15 protein-coding genes and 1 pseudogene are annotated in these 16,788 nt (G+C 69.5%); 7 read left to right on the forward strand and 9 right to left on the reverse strand.

Annotated elements, in window-relative coordinates; all coding sequences use genetic code 11:
* Positions 1-334 precede the first annotated feature (334 nt).
* Positions 335-1,108 (reverse strand): NlpC/P60 family protein, encoded by a 774-nt coding sequence (locus Q0C81_RS05305; protein WP_291834604.1) that lies wholly within the window; start codon positions 1,106-1,108, stop codon positions 335-337.
* A gap of 168 nt (positions 1,109-1,276) precedes the next feature.
* Positions 1,277-2,662, reverse strand: coding sequence for a M17 family metallopeptidase (locus tag Q0C81_RS05310; RefSeq protein WP_291834607.1), 1,386 nt, complete (start codon positions 2,660-2,662; stop codon positions 1,277-1,279).
* A 74-nt stretch (positions 2,663-2,736) separates the two neighbouring features.
* On the opposite strand from Q0C81_RS05310, the gene Q0C81_RS05315 reads away from it, so the two are divergent.
* The 4 genes from Q0C81_RS05315 (at position 2,737) to thrS (ending at position 6,307) form a co-directional block, all read left to right on the forward strand.
* Entirely contained in the window at positions 2,737-3,549 is an 813-nt protein-coding gene (locus Q0C81_RS05315; RefSeq protein WP_291834610.1) for a tetratricopeptide repeat protein, read from the forward strand.
* Between the two features lie 29 nt (positions 3,550-3,578).
* Positions 3,579-4,043 carry an iron-sulfur cluster assembly scaffold protein gene (locus tag Q0C81_RS05320; RefSeq protein WP_291834613.1) on the forward strand — a complete coding sequence of 155 codons (465 nt, stop codon included), beginning with the start codon at positions 3,579-3,581 and terminating at the stop codon, positions 4,041-4,043.
* A gap of 81 nt (positions 4,044-4,124) precedes the next feature.
* Complete coding sequence (gene yidD / locus Q0C81_RS05325; protein WP_291834641.1) at positions 4,125-4,385, forward strand: membrane protein insertion efficiency factor YidD; 261 nt, start codon at positions 4,125-4,127, stop codon at positions 4,383-4,385.
* Positions 4,382-6,307 (forward strand): threonine--tRNA ligase, encoded by a 1,926-nt coding sequence (thrS, locus tag Q0C81_RS05330; protein ID WP_291834616.1) that lies wholly within the window; start codon positions 4,382-4,384, stop codon positions 6,305-6,307. Before yidD ends, thrS begins: the two co-directional genes overlap by 4 nt.
* A 79-nt stretch (positions 6,308-6,386) precedes the next feature.
* Here thrS and phnE read toward each other — a convergent pair whose 3' ends face one another.
* The 6 genes and pseudogenes from phnE to Q0C81_RS05360 all read right to left on the reverse strand — a co-directional run bounded on the left by phnE (position 6,387) and on the right by Q0C81_RS05360 (position 13,197).
* On the reverse strand, positions 6,387-7,145 hold the full coding sequence (phnE, locus tag Q0C81_RS05335) for a phosphonate ABC transporter, permease protein PhnE (RefSeq protein WP_291834643.1): 759 nt from the start codon (positions 7,143-7,145) through the stop codon (positions 6,387-6,389).
* A gap of 231 nt (positions 7,146-7,376) precedes the next feature.
* Positions 7,377-8,234, reverse strand: a pseudogene (gene phnD, locus Q0C81_RS05340) (phosphate/phosphite/phosphonate ABC transporter substrate-binding protein); the annotation flags it as partial.
* A gap of 50 nt (positions 8,235-8,284) precedes the next feature.
* Positions 8,285-9,301: a phosphate/phosphite/phosphonate ABC transporter substrate-binding protein gene (gene phnD / locus Q0C81_RS05345; protein WP_291834619.1), complete on the reverse strand. Its 1,017-nt coding sequence runs from the start codon at positions 9,299-9,301 to the stop codon at positions 8,285-8,287.
* Entirely contained in the window at positions 9,298-10,095 is a 798-nt protein-coding gene (phnC, locus tag Q0C81_RS05350; RefSeq protein ID WP_291834622.1) for a phosphonate ABC transporter ATP-binding protein, read from the reverse strand. Before phnC ends, phnD (Q0C81_RS05345) begins: the two co-directional genes overlap by 4 nt.
* A gap of 115 nt (positions 10,096-10,210) precedes the next feature.
* Positions 10,211-10,417: a hypothetical protein gene (locus Q0C81_RS05355; RefSeq protein ID WP_291834626.1), complete on the reverse strand. Its 207-nt coding sequence runs from the start codon at positions 10,415-10,417 to the stop codon at positions 10,211-10,213.
* A complete protein-coding gene (locus Q0C81_RS05360) occupies positions 10,414-13,197 on the reverse strand; it encodes a pitrilysin family protein (RefSeq protein WP_291834629.1) in 2,784 nt (927 codons plus the stop codon). Before Q0C81_RS05360 ends, Q0C81_RS05355 begins: the two co-directional genes overlap by 4 nt.
* A gap of 258 nt (positions 13,198-13,455) precedes the next feature.
* Here Q0C81_RS05360 and Q0C81_RS05365 point away from each other — a divergent pair, with 258 nt between their 5' ends.
* The 3 genes from Q0C81_RS05365 to Q0C81_RS05375 all read left to right on the forward strand — a co-directional run bounded on the left by Q0C81_RS05365 (position 13,456) and on the right by Q0C81_RS05375 (position 16,177).
* A complete protein-coding gene (locus Q0C81_RS05365) occupies positions 13,456-14,721 on the forward strand; it encodes a type III PLP-dependent enzyme (protein ID WP_291834630.1) in 1,266 nt (421 codons plus the stop codon).
* Between the two features lie 100 nt (positions 14,722-14,821).
* A complete protein-coding gene (locus Q0C81_RS05370; protein ID WP_291834633.1) occupies positions 14,822-15,901 on the forward strand; it encodes a deoxyhypusine synthase in 1,080 nt (359 codons plus the stop codon).
* A 93-nt stretch (positions 15,902-15,994) separates the two neighbouring features.
* Positions 15,995-16,177 carry a hypothetical protein gene (locus tag Q0C81_RS05375; RefSeq protein WP_291834636.1) on the forward strand — a complete coding sequence of 61 codons (183 nt, stop codon included), beginning with the start codon at positions 15,995-15,997 and terminating at the stop codon, positions 16,175-16,177.
* 68 nt (positions 16,178-16,245) lie between these two features.
* Here Q0C81_RS05375 and Q0C81_RS05380 read toward each other — a convergent pair.
* Positions 16,246-16,788, reverse strand: a 543-nt coding sequence (locus Q0C81_RS05380) for a PadR family transcriptional regulator (protein ID WP_291834638.1), incomplete at its 5' end; no start/stop codon positions are given.

Genomic DNA, 16,788 nt, shown 5'->3' on the forward strand with positions numbered 1-16,788 from the left:
TCCCGCCGCCCCGGGCGCCGCTCCGGCGACGACCCAGGCCACCCCGGCGGCTCCGCCTGCCGCGACCAGCTCCGCCCCGGCCAACCACTAGGCTCGGTCACAGATACGGAAAGGCCCCGCCGGCGACGGCGGGGCCTTTTTCGTTCTGGCCCGCTATCGTCCCGGCGAAGGCCGGAACCCAGCGGCGCGCGAAAGCGCGAACCTGTGGGGAGCTCGAATATCGGCGACAGCGAGCTTCGTTGACGGCTGATGGTGTTTCGCCGCGGTCGCGGCGCTGCTGGGTCCCGGGGTTCGCTTCGCGCCCCCGGGATGACGATAGCAACGGAGTTGTGGCTTAGAGCTTTCTGAACACCGGCGCCTTGAAGCCTTCGGCGGCGTAGCGGGCTTCCGCCTCGGCCAGCGGCTCGACGACCACCGCGCCGTGGTGGCCGGTGGCGTGCAGGACGCGGTCGGCGTCGATCAGGATGGCGGAATGGCCGTTCCACGGCCCCATGTCGTCATGCAGCCAGATCACCAGGTCGCCGCGACGGGCCTGCGCGCGCGGCGTCTCGGCGCCCAGCTCGACCTGCTGGTCCGGATAGCGCGGCGCGGCGCGGCCGCAGGCGTAGAGCGCCTGCTGGATCAGGCCCGCGCAGTCGGTGCCGCGCGAGGAGCGGCCGCCGGGAACGTGCGGCACGCCGAGCAGGCGTTCGGCCACGGCGACGGGATCGGTCTCGAACGCGCCGACGGGCTGGAAACTGGGGTCTTCGCCCTCGAGGACGAGGGCGTTCAAGGGCAGGGCGGCGTCGACCGCGGCCACCCGGGCGCGGGCCAGGGGCGCGCCCTCGGTCAGGTTGGAGGCCTTGACCCAGCCGACCACGCCGTCGCGGCGGGCGCGGCCCCACAGGCGGTCGCCGTCGGCGTCGAGGATGTCGAAGACCTCGCCGAAGACCAGCTGGTCGATGCGAGATCCGGTTTCGCCATGGATGTCGGCCACCGGGGCGGTGCAGCGCATCGCCCGGGTCGCGCGGTAGGCCGCGGCGCGGACCACGCCTTCCAGCGCCTGCTCGGCCAGATCGGGCCGGGCCAGGGTGGTGCGGGGGTCCAGAATGTCGGCGGCAGCGGTCAAACGAAGCTCGTCTGGTTGAGCCGGTGTTGTAGCGCGCGGTGGTGGAAGGGCCGTTAACGGGAGGAATTTAGGCAGCAGGCAGTAGGCAGTAGGCAGTAGGCAGTAGGCAGAGGATCGCAGCCGGGCGGCTGGGAGAGCAATCCTCCCTATTGCCTACTGCCTATCTGCCTACTGCCTCACCGCGAAGCGGCGCTTCAGCATCTCGAACGACGCCCGCAGGCCCTGCGCCTCGCCGCCCTCGGGCCAGCCGGGGCGGGCGCGGGGGTTCCAGGCGAAGATGTCCATGTGCGCCCAGGCGCCGGTCTCGGGGGCGAACTTCTGCAGGAACAGGGCCGCGCAGACCGAGCCGGCCTGCGCCCAGGCGGAGGAATCGTTCTTCAGGTCGGCGATCTCGGTCTCCAGCGCCGACCGGTAGCCGGCCCACAGCGGCATGCGCCACAGCGGGTCGCCCACGGCGGCGGCGGCGGCCAGCATGTCGGCGGCCAGAGCCTCGTCGTCGGTATACAGCGGCGGCAGCTCCGGTCCCAGCGCCATCCGCGCGGCGCCGGTCAGGGTGGCGAAGTCCAGCGTCAGGTCGGGGTTGTGCTCCGCCGCCCGGGTCAGGACGTCGGCGAGGATGAGCCGGCCCTCGGCGTCCGTATTGCCGATCTCGATGGTCAGGCCTTTGCGGCTGGACAGGACGTCGCCGGGGCGGAAGGCGTCGCCTGACACCGCGTTCTCGACGGCGGCGACCAGCACCACCAGCCGCACCGGCAGCCCGGCCTGCATGACCAGGCGGCCGAGCGCCAGCACATGGGCCGAGCCGCCCATGTCCTTCTTCATGTTGCGCATGCCCGCGGCGGGCTTGAGGTCCAGTCCGCCGGTGTCGAAGACGACGCCCTTGCCGACCAGGGCCACCAGGGGCAGGCCGGTCTGGTCCAGGTTCCAGCCGATCTCGATGACCCGGGGCGCGCGGTGCGGGGCGGCGGCGCGGCCGACGGCGTGGACGGCGGGGTAGTTCTCTTCCAGCAGGGCGTCGCCGGTGATGACCGACAGGGCCGCGCCGTGGGCCTCGGCGATCTCGCGGGCGATGGTCTCGATCTGCAGGGGGCCCATGTCGCCGGCGGGGGTGTCGACCATCTCGCGGGCCAGGGCGCAGGCGGAGGCGATGTTCAGCAGGGGCTGCACGTCCACGCCGGGGGCGGCCAGACGCGGGCCCTGGGCGGGACGGCTCTTGTAGCGGTCGAAGCGATAGGCTCCCAGGGCGAAGGCCAGGGCCGCCTGCGAGGCCGCCTCCCCGTCCACGCCGTCCAGCCGCCACAGGCCGGCGGGCAGTCTGGCCGCCAGCCCCCGGGCGGCCATGGGATCGAAGCGGTCGCCGGCGCCGAACAGGGCGCCCGCCACGGCGCCGTCCGCGCCGGGCAGGACCAGCAGCTGGCCGGCCTTGCCGGTGAAGTCATTGGCGGCGGCCCAGGCCGCCTCGGCGCCGCCCAGAACCGCGTCCTTGCCGACCACGCGGACCGGAAGCGCGCCCGTGGCGTCGGCAGTCAGCACATCGGGATGGAGAACGGACATGGAGTCGGCCTTTGTTAACCAGCAGTTGACGCGGAGGGCCGATTCTATGGCCGACCTTTCCGGAGCGCCTTCTCATGTCGCGCACGACCGCCTGTATCGCAACCGTCGTCCTGTTCACCGCCCTCGCCGCCCCGGCGCTGGCGCAGGTCACGCCTGTGCCTCAACAGGCCGCCGAGCCCGCGCCGCCGCGCACGCCCGCGACCGCCGAGGTGCGCGCCGCCTATGAGCGGGCCGACGCCCTGTCGCGGTCGGTGTTCTGGACCCAGGAGGCCGAGATCACGCCGCTGGATCCGGTCGCCGGAGTGAAGGCCTCGCAGGCGCTGCGCGAACTGGGCCGCCACGACCAGGCCGCCGACATCGCCCAGCGCGTGCTGCTGGTCCAGCCGGGCAACTACGACGCCATGCTGGAGCTGGGGCGGGCCCATATCGCGCGCGGCCAGGCCTTCTACGGCATCCTGGCGCTGGAGCGGGCCCGCGACATGAAGCCCGACGACTGGCACCCCTGGTCGCTGCTGGGCACGGCCTATGAGCAGGTGCGCCGGACCGACGACGCGCGCGCCTCCTGGGCCCAGGCCCTGGCCCTGTCGCCCGAGAATCCCGACGTGCTGACCAATATGGCCGTCTCGGCCATGACGCGCGGCGACAACGCCTCCGCCGAGCCCCTGCTGCGCCGCGCCGCCGCCCAGCCGGGCGCCTCGCTGAAGGTGCGGCTGAACTTGGCGCTGGCCCTGGGTCTGAACGGGAAGATGGGCGAGGCGGAGCAGATCCTGCGCCGCGACCTGCCGCCGGACCAGGCCGACAGCAACCTGGCCTGGCTGAACGCCCGCAACGCCGCGGGCTCGCAACAGGCCGCCGCCCGCACCTGGACCTCGCTGCAAGGTAGCTGAGGGGCGGTTGATCCCCTACATTGGGTTCCATGATCGACGAGCTCTACAGCACGCGCATCCTGACGCTGGCGGCCAACCTGCCGCACAGCGGCCGCCTGCCCGCGCCGGAAGGCACGGGCGAGCGGGTCGCCAAGCTGTGCGGATCGAAGGCCGTCGTGGACGTGACGCTGGACGCCGAGGGCCGCATCGCGACCTTCGCTCAGGACGTGAAGGCCTGCGCCCTGGGCCAGGCCGCCGCGGGCGTGCTGGGCGAGGCGGTGATCGGCGCGACGGCGAATGAGCTGTCCGCCGCCCGCGACGCCATGCTGGCCATGCTGAAATCCGGCGGCGAAGGCCCCGAGGGCCGGTTCGAGGGCCTGCGCGCCCTGAAACAGGTCGCCGACTACCCGGCCCGCCACGCCTCCACCATGGTCGCCATCGAGGCGACGCTGGACGCCGTCCGCGAGGCGCTGGAGCGCAAGGCTCCGGACACCCGAACTCGCCTCGCCGGCTAGGCGGTTGCTCCTTTATCTTTGGCCTATCGCGCGGTCGCGCTACTTGAGGCCAGGCCCTTCACGGGGGATAAGCGCGGCGACATGGCTTCCGGCGGAACTCTCTACGAACGCGGCGTCCGATTGGCCCATCGCGGGTACAAGGTGACGCTGTCGCCCCTGATCGGACAGCAATGCCGGTTCCGGCCGACCTGCTCCGACTACGGGCGGGACGCGCTGATCCAGCACGGACCGCTCAAGGGGGGATGGCTCACGGTCAGACGCCTCTGTAAATGCCACCCCTTCAGCGGCATGGACTGGACCTATGATCCGGTGCCTCCGCCGCCCGAAAAGACAGACCGATGATCGAACTCAAATTCCCCGACGGCGCCAGCCGACAGTTTCCCGCCGATGCGACGGGCCGTGACGTGGCGGCCTCCATCTCCCCGTCCCTGGCCAAGCGCGCGGCGCTGGTCGAGATCAACGGCCAGCAGTGGGACGTGGACCGCCCGCTGGAAGTCGGCGGCGACTTCAAGCTGATCATGCGCGACGATCCCGACGCGCTGGAGACCATCCGCCACGACGCCGCGCACATCCTGGCGCAGGCCGTGCAGGAGCTGTTCCCCGGCACCCAGGTCACCATCGGCCCGGCCATCGAGGACGGCTTCTATTATGACTTCTTCCGCGAGGAGCCGTTCTCGACGGACGACTTCGCCGCGATCGAGAAGCGGATGGCCGAGATCGTCGACCGCGACGAGAAGCTGGTCCGCGAGGTCTGGAACCGCGACGAGGCCATCGCGATGTTCGAGGCCAAGGGCGAGAGCTTCAAGGCCGAGCTGATCCGCGACCTGCCCGCCAGCGAGACGATCACCGTCTACCGGACGGGAACCTGGGCGGACCTGTGCCGCGGACCGCACTTCCCCTCGACGAAGTTCGTGGGCAAGGCCTTCAAGCTGACCAAGCTGGCCGGCGCCTACTGGCGCGGCGACCACCGCAATCCGCAGCTGCAGCGCATCTACGCCACGGCCTGGGCCAGCCAGGCCGACCTGGACGCCTATCTGCTGCGCGTCGAGGAGGCCGAGAAGCGCGACCACCGCAAGCTGGGCCGCGCCATGGAGCTCTTCCACATGCAGGAAGAGGGCCGGGGCATGGTCTTCTGGCACCCCAAGGGCTGGGTGCTGTGGCAGGTCATCGAGGCCTATATGCGCCGCCGGCTGGACGCCGCCGGCTATGTCGAGGTCAAGACGCCCCAGGTGCTGGACCGCACCTTCTGGGAGAAGTCGGGCCACTGGGAGAAATACCGCCCCAACATGTTCGTCTGCGAGACGGTCGAGGGCGAGACCCTCAGCCTGAAGCCGATGAACTGCCCGGGCCACGTGCAGATCTTCGGCATCGGCCAGCGCTCGTACCGCGAGCTGCCGCTGCGCATGGCCGAGTTCGGCGCCTGTCACCGCTATGAGCCGTCGGGCGCCCTGCACGGCCTGATGCGCGTGCGCGGCTTCACCCAGGACGACGCCCACATCTTCTGCCGCGAGGACCAGATCGTCGAGGAGACGGAGCGCTTCATCCGCCTGACGAAGATGATCCACGCCGACCTGGGCATGGAGACGGCCTACATCAACCTGGCCACCCGCCCCGAGATCCGCGCCGGGTCGGACGCGTTCTGGGACAAGGCCGAGGGCATGCTGGCCGAGGCCGCCAAGGCCGCGGGCGTCGATCCCGTCATCGCCGAGGGCGACGGCGCCTTCTACGCGCCCAAGCTGGACTTCGTGGTCAAGGACGCCATCGGGCGCGAGTGGACCTGCGGCACGCTGCAGCTGGACTACGTCCTGCCCGAGCGGCTGGACGCGACCTACATCGGCGAGGACGGCCAGAAGCACCGGCCGGTCATGCTGCACCGCGCGATCCTGGGCTCGTTCGAGCGCTTCATCGGCATCATGATCGAGAACTACGCCGGGGCCTTCCCGCTATGGCTGGCGCCGACGCAGGCGGTGGTGGCGACCATCGTCTCGGACGCCGACAGCTACGCCGAAGAGGTGGTGGCGAAGTTCAAGGCCGCCGGGCTGCGGACCGAGATCGACCTGCGCAACGAGAAGGTCGGCTACAAGGTGCGCGAGCACTCGGTCGGCAAGGTCCCGGTCATCGCCGTGGTCGGCAAGAAGGAAGCCGAAGAGGGCATGGTCGCCCTGCGCCGCCTCGGCTCGCAGGCCCAGGAACTGGTCACCATCGAGGAAGCCATCCGCATGCTGACGGAAGAGGCGACGCCGCCGGATTTGCGGCAGGGCTGATCGCGCGTCGAGACTGAAACAGAAAGCCCGCCTCGTGATGCACGGGGCGGGCTTTTTCATATGCCGATGGTGAAGCGGATCAGAGCAGCCGCTTGCGCATGGCCTGGGACAGCATGTCGATCAGGGTCACGGCCACGACGATGATGATCGCGATGGTCGAGACCTTGGAATATTCGAACGCCTGCAGGCTTTCGAACAGGGTCTGGCCGATGCCGCCGGCGCCGATCAGGCCCAGCACGGTGGCCGCGCGGCTGTTCGACTCGAAGCGGTAGAGGGCGAAGGACGTCCACAGCGGAGCCACCTGGGGGATGACGCCCCAGGCGATCTCGTGCAGGCCGCCCGCGCCGGTCGCCTTGACGCCCTCGATGGGCCCCTTGTCGATCGACTCGACCGCTTCCGAGAACAGCTTGGCCAGCACGCCGGCGGTGTTCAGGGCGATGGCCAGAACCCCGGCCAGCGGGCCCAGGCCCACGGCGACGATGAACAGGGTGGCGACCACCAGGTCGGGCACCGAGCGCAGCAGGTCCATCACGCGGCGCACCGGCCAGACCAGCCAGGCCGGCGACAGGTTGCGCGACGCCATGAGGCTGAGCGGGATGGCGATGAAGACCGCCAGGAAGGTGCCCCACAGGGCGATCTGAACCGTCAGCCACATCTGGCCGACCAGCATGCGCCACTGGCTGAAGTCCGGGCTCAGGAAGGCCTGGCCGTATTTCTGCATCTTCTCCGGGCTGGAGAAGAGGTTGCCGATATTGGGCAGGCCGACGTGGCCGACCGCCGCCAGCAGGATGATGGCGAAGCCGCCCCACAGCAGGATGTCCAGCGACCAGGCGGCCATGGACTTCTTCGGCGGCGCCGGAACCACGGCCGGATCGCTCGGCGCGGGAGCCCGCTTGGGCAGGACGTTCAGACCGATGGCCAGCAGCACCAGGACGCCGATCAGGGCGAACGGCCCCCAGCGGGTGATCTGATCCTTCCTGGACGGCGGCGCGACCTCGGGCGGACGGCCCTCCCGACGGGCCTGGTCGGCCTTCATCTCGCGGATGGGGTCCAGGTAGCTGTTATCGGCGGCGCGGAACTGGGAATAGTTCAGCTTGGTCATCACCGCGCGCTGTTGCTCGACGTCGGGGCCGTAGCCCTGGCCGTAGGTGACGAAGAACTGACGAATCTTGGCCTTCACGTCGGCGGGAAGATCGCCGCGGATCAGGATGCCCGATTCCGGGATCGGCGGGGACTGCCAGATGACCTCGATCTGGTCGGCGATGGCCGGGTTCTCGCGGCGCAGGAAGACGGTGTTGACCGAGTTGGAGGTCGCCACGTCGACCAGGCCGTTGGCCACGGCGAAGGAGTTGGCCTGGTGGCTGGCAGAGCGGACGGTGGCGAAGCAGGCCGACGGCGTGATGTTCCGCGGGCTGAAGAAATAGGTCATCGGCGCCAGGGTGCCCGACGTCGACTGGGCGTCGCCGATGCCGAAGTCGTAGCGCTTTCCGCAACGCTCGACGTCGGCGAGCGTGATGCCCGAGCCCTTCTTCACGATCAGGGACGAGGTGTAGGAATCCTTGCCCTCGATATCGACGGTGCGGGCGATGACCTCGGCGCCGGCGCGGTCGATCGCCTGGACGGCCGGCAGGGCCGAGAACCAGCCGATCTGGGCCTGGTCGGCGCTCATGGCCTCGACCAGCACGCTGTAGTTCGAGCCGAAGATGGGCTCGACCGGAATGCCGACCGCGCGTTCCAGATCGTCCAGCAGCGGCTGCCACATCGGGCCGGACGAGGCCTGGCCTTCCGCCGACAGGATGGTGAAGACCAGTTTGGTCGGGCGCTCGGCCCGGGTCTGGGCGGCGGCGGGGACCGAGGTCAGTCCGAGGACGACGACGGCGAGCGCCAGGACGGCGGCGAAGACGGTACGAAGGCGGCTCATGCCCATGGCTTTCCGGAACGCGCCCGAACGGGCGGCGGTTGTGGTCTTGAGGGGGTTCACGGCTGAACCTCGCGTTTCGCCCGCAGGCGTTGCAGTTCCTGCTCGGCCTCGGCGACGCCGGCGGCGTTGCGCTCGGCGCGGGCGGCGATCAGCCGCTGGTCGGCCATCATTTCCCGCACGGGGTCCAGATAGTCGTCGTCAGCGGCGTTGAAGCGTGAATAGCGCAGTCCGGCCAGCACGCGGCGCTGGCGCTCGGCCTCGACCCCGGCGCCCTGGCCGTAGGTCAGGAAGAAGCTGCGGATCTTTTCCTTCAGCGCCGGGTCCAGGTCCTCGCGCACCACAATCCCGCCCTCGGGGATCGGCGGCGACTGCCAGATGACCTGGATCTGCTCGGCGAGGGTCGGGTTCTGGCTCTGCAGGGCCGCGCCGCTGACGGTGTTGGAGGTCGCCACGTCCAGCACGCCGGAGGCGACCTCGAAGGCGTTGCGCTCATGGTTGGCCGAGCGGACGCTGCTGAAGCAGCGCTCCGGATCGATGCCGCGCGGCGTGAACAGATAGGTCAGCGGAGCCAGGGTGCCCGAGGTCGACTGGGCGTCGCCGATGCCGAAGCTGTAGCGCCGCCCGCAGGCCATGACGCCGTCCAGGGTGATGCCCGAACCCGTCTTGACGATCAGGGTGGCGCGATAGTTGTCCTGGCCCTGCTGGTTGACGGTGCGCGCGATCAGTTCGGCGTTCGCGTCGTCGATGGCGTCGATGGCGGGCTGGGCCGAGAACCAGCCGGCCTGGACCTCGCCCCGCTTCATGTCCTCGACCAGGGCGGCGTAGGTCGAGGCGAACTGCGGCTTCACCGGCGCGCCGACGGCCTTGGACATGTCGTCCAGCAGAGGCTGCCACAGGGGGCCGGCGGACGCCTGGCCCTGGGCGGAGAGGATGGAGAAGGTCACGGCCTCGGCCGGCTTTCCGGACGCCCCGTCCCGCTCGCCGCAGCCGGCCAGAGCCACGCCGGTCAGGCCCAGCGCGGCGACGGCGAGAGCGCCGATCCCGGAACGGCGAGCCCAGCCGGAAAGGATCATGCCTTGGTTTCCCAGAAGGCGTCCTCGAACTCCGGGCCGTAGATTTCGATCAGGCGGGCCGTGTCCAGACCGGTCGACGGGCCGTCGTAGACGATCTTGCCGCCCTGCAGGGCGATGACGCGGTCGCAATAGCGGATGGCGTAGTCGACCTGGTGCAGGGTGACGATGACGCCCATGCCGTCGCGCTGGTTCAGCTCGACCAGCAGCTCCATGACCTTGCGGGCGGAGACGGGGTCCAGCGAGGCGACAGGTTCGTCGGCCAGGATGGCCTTCGCGCCCTGCACGATGGCGCGGGCGATGGCGCCGCGCTGCTGCTGCCCGCCGGACAGGGTGTTAGCGCGCTGGGCCGCATAGTCGGACACGCCGACGCGGTGCAGGGCGGCCATGGCGAGTTCCTTGTCCGCGCCCGGCCAGGCGCCGAACAGGCCGCGCCAGCCCGGAACGCGGCCGAGCGCGCCCAGCATGACGTTGGAGAACAGCGACAGGCGGCCGACCAGATTGAACTGCTGGAAGATCATGCCCAGCTTCTGGCGCGCGGCGCGGACCTGACCGGTCACGCGGCCGTTCTTCTGAACCACCTCGCCGAAGACGGTGATGGTGCCCTTGCCGCCGTCGATCGACTGCAGGCCGGTGATCGAGCGCAGCAGGGTCGACTTGCCGGAGCCGGACGGGCCGATCAGGGCGACCATCTCGCCGGCCCCGACCTCGACGGAGACGCCGTTCAACGCCTTCCGGGCGCCGAAGGTTTTGGACACGTCCTTGACGGACGCGACAGCGGCGGGAGCTGAGGTCATGAGCACGCGAATTTGCGGTTGCAAGGGCGCGCCGCATGGCCCGACAGGGCCCGCGAGGCAAGTCTTAATGGCACGTCCGCGACGATTTCGTCCAGCGGAACGGCGCCGGGGACACTCAATGCGAAGCGAGGAAAACCCGACCGGCCGGCGTCCAGGTCCCGCCACGCCCGTCAGGCTCTATCAGGCCGTACTCGACCAGTCGGTCAACGGCCGCCTCGCCGGCGCTCATCGCCAGGTGATCGAGGCTGCCGTCCGGCGTTTCCAGATACTGCGAGGCCATCCGCGCAAGGGCGGCGAGCAGTCGTTCCTCCGCCTCGCTCACTGCGCCGTCCGGACTTCGACCGGCAGGCCGAGGGCTTCCAATTGGGGCCGGACAGTCGCCGCATCGCCCACGACCACCCAGACGAAGGGCGCTTCCCCCAGAAGGCGGCGGGCCTCGGCGTCCAGCGCGGCTTGGTCCAGCCCCTGATAGCGGGGCGCCAGGGTGGTCCAGTAGTCGTCAGGACGGCCGTAGAGGGCGTTCGAGCGCAGGGCGCCCAGCAGGGCCGCCGAGGTTTCGAACTGGCCCGGAATCTGGCGGACGTTGGCGTTGACGATCCGCTCGCGCTCGGCGGCGGTGACGCCCCGGTCGGACAGGAAGGCGCGGTACTGATCGATCAGGACCTGCACCGACTCGCCCGTGCGGTTCGACTGGACGGGGGCGGAGATGATGTAGGGCACCTGCTGTTCCAGCCCGGCGGCGGAGCCGCCCAGACCGTAGGACCACCCGCGCGTCTCGCGGATGTCCTGGTTGATGCGCGACAGGAAGCCGCTGCCGATCGCCTCGTTGGCGGCGGTGAAGACCACCCGGTCCTGGTGGCCGGTCGTCGGCAGGACCATGGCGCCGAGGATGATCGACTGGGGCGACTGGGGCCGGTCGATCAGGATGATGCGCGGCTGGGCCGTCGGGACGGCGGCGGCGAAATTCTTCTCGCCGCGGGCCGAAGCCGGCGGGACCCACTGACCGAGATGGGCTTCCAGAAGGGCGGCGACCTCCGACAGGGGCTTGTCGGAAACGACGAAGATCTGGGCCAGGTCGGGGCGGATCCAGCGGGCGTGGAAGGCCTGCAGGTCCTCGCGGCTGATCCCGCCGACGCTCTCGGGCGAGCCGAGGCCGGTCATCGGGCGGCCGTAGGGATGGCCGGCGCCGAAGACCAGGGCGGGCCAGGCGCGCCCGGCCATGCCGTTGGGCGAGCTGCGCTCCTGGGCGATCTGGGCCAGTTGCTGGGTCCGGCGGCGCTCGATATCGCCCGGGCGGAAGGCCGGACGGCGGATGATGTCGCCCATCAGGGCCAGGGCCGGGTCCAGATTGGCGGTCGGCGACATCAGGCTGATGACCGTGCGGTCCATCGACGCGCCGGCGCTGATGCTGGCGCCCAGCTGTTCCTCGCGCTCGGCGATCTGGGCGGCGTCACGGTCGCCGGCGGCTTCCTTCAGCAGGCCCAGCATCAGGGTCTGGGCGCCCAGTTCATCGGCCGGATCGGCGGCCAGGCCGGCGTTGAACTCGACCGCCACGCGGGTGATCGGCACCGTGGTCGAGCGGGCGTAGACGACCTCCATCCCGTTCGACAGGCGCAGACGTTCGGTGGCCGGGAAGACCAGCGGGCGCATCTCGCCGACGGGCGGCATGGGCGCGCGCGGGGTGATCGTCAGAGGGGCGGCGGGCGCCGGGGCCGGACGGTTGTCGGCGGCCTCGGCATAGGCTTCGCGCTCGCCCGGCTCGACGCGGACGGCCAGCACCGGACGGGTCAGCCAGCGCTGCATGGCCGCCTTGACCGAGGCGGGCGTCACCGCGCCGTAGGCGGCCAGCTGACGACGGTAGAAGCCGGGATCATTGGCGTAGAGCTCGCCTTCGGCCAGGGTCACCGCCTTGCCGCCGAAACCGCCGGTCGGCTCAAGCGCCTGCAGCACCCCGGCGATGCGGCGGGTCACGGCGCGCTCGACCTCGGCCTGGGTCGGGCCGCTGGCGATATAGTCGGCCAGCAGCTGGTCCAGCCGCGCCGAGACGGCGTCCGCGTCGCCGCCCGCCTTCACGTTCACATCGATGTCGATCATGCCCAGCCGCTGGAACGGCTGATAGGAGGCGCTGACCGAGGTCGCCGTCTCGTCGCCGCGCACCAGGGCGTTGTCCAGGCGCGAGCTGGCCAGGCCGCCGAACACGCTGGCGGCGATGTCCAGCGCCGCCGCCTCGTCGGACACCAGGCCGGGGACGACCCAGTTGCGCGACAGCTGGGTGTTGGGCACGCGGTCGTGCAGCACCTTGTCGACGCGCGCCGCCAGGGTGGGGATGTCGGCCTGGGCCGGTTCGTTCACCGCGCCGCGGGGGATGTGGCCGAAGTATTTCTCGACCAGCGGCCGCGCGGTCGCCGTGTCGATGTCGCCCGCCAGCACCAGGACGGCGTTGTTGGGGCCGTAGTTGTCGCGGTGCCACTGGCGCAGGTCTTCCAGGCTGGCGGCGTCAAGATCGGCCATCGAGCCGATGGTCGAGTGGCGATAGGGGTGCCCCTCGGGGAAAAGGGTCTCCAGCACGGTGTAATAGACGAGGCCGTAGGGCTGGTTGTCGCCCTGGCGCTTCTCGTTCTGGACCACGCCGCGCTGGTTATCGAGCCGCTCCTGGCTGAGCGCGCCCAGCAGGTGCCCCATCCGGTCGCTCTCCATGTAGAGCGCCTGGTCCACCGCCGAGGTCGGCACGGTCTGGAAGAAGTTGGTGCGGTCGAACCAGGTGGTGCCGTTCCAGTCTGTGGCGCCCATGGCCCGCAGGGGCTCCATCAGGCCGCCGGGCACGTTCTCGGTCGGATTGAACAGGCCGATGTGCTCGAACAGGTGGGCGTAGCCGGTCTGGCCCGCCGGCTCGTCCTTGGAGCCGACGTTGTACCAGGCGTGGATGGCCACAACCGGCGCCTTGCGGTCGGTGTGGACGACGACCCTCAGGCCGTTGTCGAGGGTGAACTCTTCGAAGGGGATGTCGACGCTGCGGGCCAGTTCGGAGGCCGGAACCTGGGCGAAGGCCTGCCACGGCGTGACGGCGAGAAAGACGGCGGCGAGAAGAGCGGCGCGGCGCATGGAACAGTCCCCCGAATGATATGCGGAGGGGACGGTATCAGCGCTCCGCGGCGCGGCAAGTTACGGCTGAGTCATGCCGGGCGGCCAAGCTCGTTCCGCACGCGGACAAATCTCGAGCAAGATCAACGCCCGCCTAGAAAAAACCTCTTTACATGACAGTCGTATGACCTCATATCGCGCCTTCCGGCGGACCCCGTAGGTCTAACGTTGCGCTGCTAACGCCGGTCTGGGTTTAACAATTACAGGGGTTTACGTGAATTGCGCACGTATCCATTTCCCCTGGACCTGGTCCGCGAGCGGTCCCCTGAACGTCCCGTCGCCCTCGTGCGACCGCGTTCGGTTTCCGTAGCGGCGCGCTGGTTCCAGGACAATCTAAAGGCTGACGTCTTCTATGCTGTGAAGGCCAACCCTTCACGCTGGGTCATCGAGACCCTGATCGAGTCGGGCGTCACCGCCTTCGACGTGGCCTCCATCGGCGAGATCGAGCTGGTTCGCTCGGTGAGCGCCGACGCACGCCTGGCCTTCATGCACCCGGTCAAGAGCCGCGGCGCGATCACCAAGGCCTATTTCGACCACGGCGTCCGCACCTTCTCGCTCGACAGCCATGACGAGCTGCAGAAGATCATCGAATCCACCGGCGGCGCGACCGACCTGAACCTGCTGGTTCGCATGGCGGTCTCGGCGGACGGCGCGGCCTATTCCCTGTCGGGCAAGTTCGGCGTCTCGCCGGACCAGGCCCCGTCCCTGCTGCTGGCCACCCGCCAGGCGGTGAAGGACGGCCTGATGGGCGTCTGCTTCCACGTCGGATCGCAATGCATGCGCCCGTCCGCCTATGAGGCCGCCATGGCCCAGGTCGGCCGCGCCATCAGCCGCGCCGGCGTCTTCGTGGACATCGTTGATGTCGGCGGCGGCTTCCCCTCGGTCTATCCGGGCATGGTCCCGCCGGACATGAGCGAATACGCCGACGCCATCCATCGCGGCTTCCGCGAGATGCCCGTGTCGGAAACGACCGAGCTGTGGTGCGAGCCGGGCCGTTCGCTGGTCGCCGAATCCTCGTCGGTCCTGTGCCGCGTGGACCTGCGCAAGGGCGACGCCCTGTATCTGAACGACGGGTCGTACGGCTCGCTGTTCGACGCCACCCACTCGCGCTGGCCCTTCCCGACCAAGCTGGTCCGGGACGGAGACGCCTCGTCTGACCTGAAGCCCTTCCGCTTCTACGGCCCGACCTGCGATTCCATCGACCACATGCCGGGCCCGTTCTGGCTGCCGGCCGATGTGCAGGAAGGCGATTTCATCGAGATCGGCATGCTCGGCGCCTATGGCGTCGCCATGACGACCGGCTTCAACGGCTATGGCGAGCACGAGATCGCCGCGGTCGAGGATGCCCCGATGGCCTCGCTCTACGGCCTGGCGCCGCGCTCCATCCCGACCGTGCGCACCTCGGCGGAAGAGCAGGCCCGCAAGATCGTCCGCCTGTCGCGCCCGAAGGGCAAGGCGGGCCAGCGGAAGAAGCAACGGCGCTAAACCGTCGCTTTTGCGTTGTAACAAGCAGCGGCCCGTCGCTCCGTCCGGGCCGCTGTTCTCTTTTGACGACGGGCGCTCAAATCAAAGGGAAACCCTTGCAATGAACGCTCCCGTTCAATCGAACCAAAAAGCCCAACTGCTCCAGAACACGGTCGAGCACGTCGACATCACCTCGTTCGACGCCCGTCCGATCATCGACAGCATGCGCAAGATGTCGTTCTCGTCGCGCGACACCGCCCGCGCCGCCGACATCTTCAACATGGCCATCGAGGACAAGGACTGCTCGCCGTGGCTGATCCTGGCCGGCTCGACGTCGGCCGGCGGCTGCATGCACGTGTACCGCGACATGGTGAAGTTCGGCATGATCGACGCCGTGGTCGCCACCGGCGCCTCGATCGTCGACATGGATTTCTTCGAGGCCCTGGGCTTCAAGCACTATCAGGCCGCCGGCGAGGTGGACGACAACGTCCTGCGCGACAACTACATCGACCGGATCTACGACACCTACATCGACGAGGAAGAACTCCAGGCCTGCGATCACACCATCCTGGAGATCTGCAACCGTCTGGAGCCGCGCGGCTATTCCTCGCGCGAGTTCATCTGGGAAATGGGCAAGTGGCTGTCGGAAGGCAATGCGAAGAAGCCCGGCTCGCTGATCCAGACCGCCTATGAAGAGGGCGTGCCGATCTTCTGCCCGGCCTTCGTGGACTCCTCGGCCGGCTTCGGCCTGGTCAAGCACCAGAAGGAGCGGATCGCCGAGGGCAAGCCCTATCTGATGATCGACGCGGTGGCGGACTTCCGCGAACTGACCGACATCAAGATCGCCGCGGGCGTCACCGGCCTGTTCATGGTCGGCGGCGGGGTGCCCAAGAACTTCGCCCAGGACACGGTCGTCTGCGCCGAGATCCTCGGCATCGAGGCCGAGATGCACCGCTATGCGGTCCAGATCACGGTCGCCGACGTCCGCGACGGCGCCTGCTCGTCCTCGACGCTCAAGGAAGCCGCCTCGTGGGGCAAGGTGCAGACCACGCACGAGCAGATGGTCTTCGCCGAAGCCACCACCGTCGTGCCGCTGATCGGCTCGGACGCCTATCACCGCGGGACCTGGAAGAACCGCGACAAGCGTCGCTGGAACAAGCTGTTCGGCAAGGACGAACGCATCCTGATGCCCGCGGGCTAGACCCGGCGCGCGAGAGAGAGACACGAAAGGCCGGGAGCGATCCCGGCCTTTTTCTGTTTGGGAACAAGGGTCGGACCGGATCATTCAGTCCGCATGAGCCAGCGCCCGCCCAAGCCCGATGACCTGATTGTCGATCCCCTGACCCCGGCGCCCGTGGACGGCGTGGTCGTGATCAAGGATCCGCCCGAGGCGGCGATGACCCTGACCGCCGACGCGGCCGAGATTTCCGCAATTCGGATGCTGGACGCCGCCGACCGGGCCCGCAAACAGCGCTGATCGGCCAGACCGGGCATGAAGAAGGGGCCGCGAGCGATCGCGGCCCCCTTTTTCCTGTCGGTGTTCGCCTATTGGCCGCTGATCTCGCGGACCGCCTTCATCAGGCTTTCGACCACCCGCGCGGTTTCCGGATCGCTCCAGTCGCCGGGCTTGGTGACGATGGCCTGACGCAGGGTGTGCAGGGCCTCGCGCACCACTTCCGGCGCCTGTTCGCCCGAGACCATCCGGGCCGCCAGCACCATGCGCTGCATGACGCCGTCCACGGCCGTGCGGTTCTCGTCCAGCCAAGCCTGGCCCGCCTCCGTCACCGAGAAGACCTGCTTGCCGCCGGCTTCGACGCCGGCGATCAGGCCTTCGTCCGAGAGCAGAGACAGGTTGGGGTAGACCACGCCCGGCGACGGGGCGTAGCCGCCGCCGAAGGCGGTCTCGATGGCCTTGATCAGGTCGTAGCCGTGGCGGGGCTCCTGCTCGATGAGCGCCAGCAGCACCAGCCTCAGGTCGCCCGGGCCGAACATGCGCCGGCCTCGGCCGCCGCCCCGTCCGCCCATGCCATGGCGCCCGCCGGGTCCGCCGCGGCCGAACATGCCCCGACCGAAGCCGCGGCCTTCGCC

The organism is Brevundimonas sp. (assembly GCF_023259385.1).
GTDB lineage: Bacteria > Pseudomonadota > Alphaproteobacteria > Caulobacterales > Caulobacteraceae > Brevundimonas.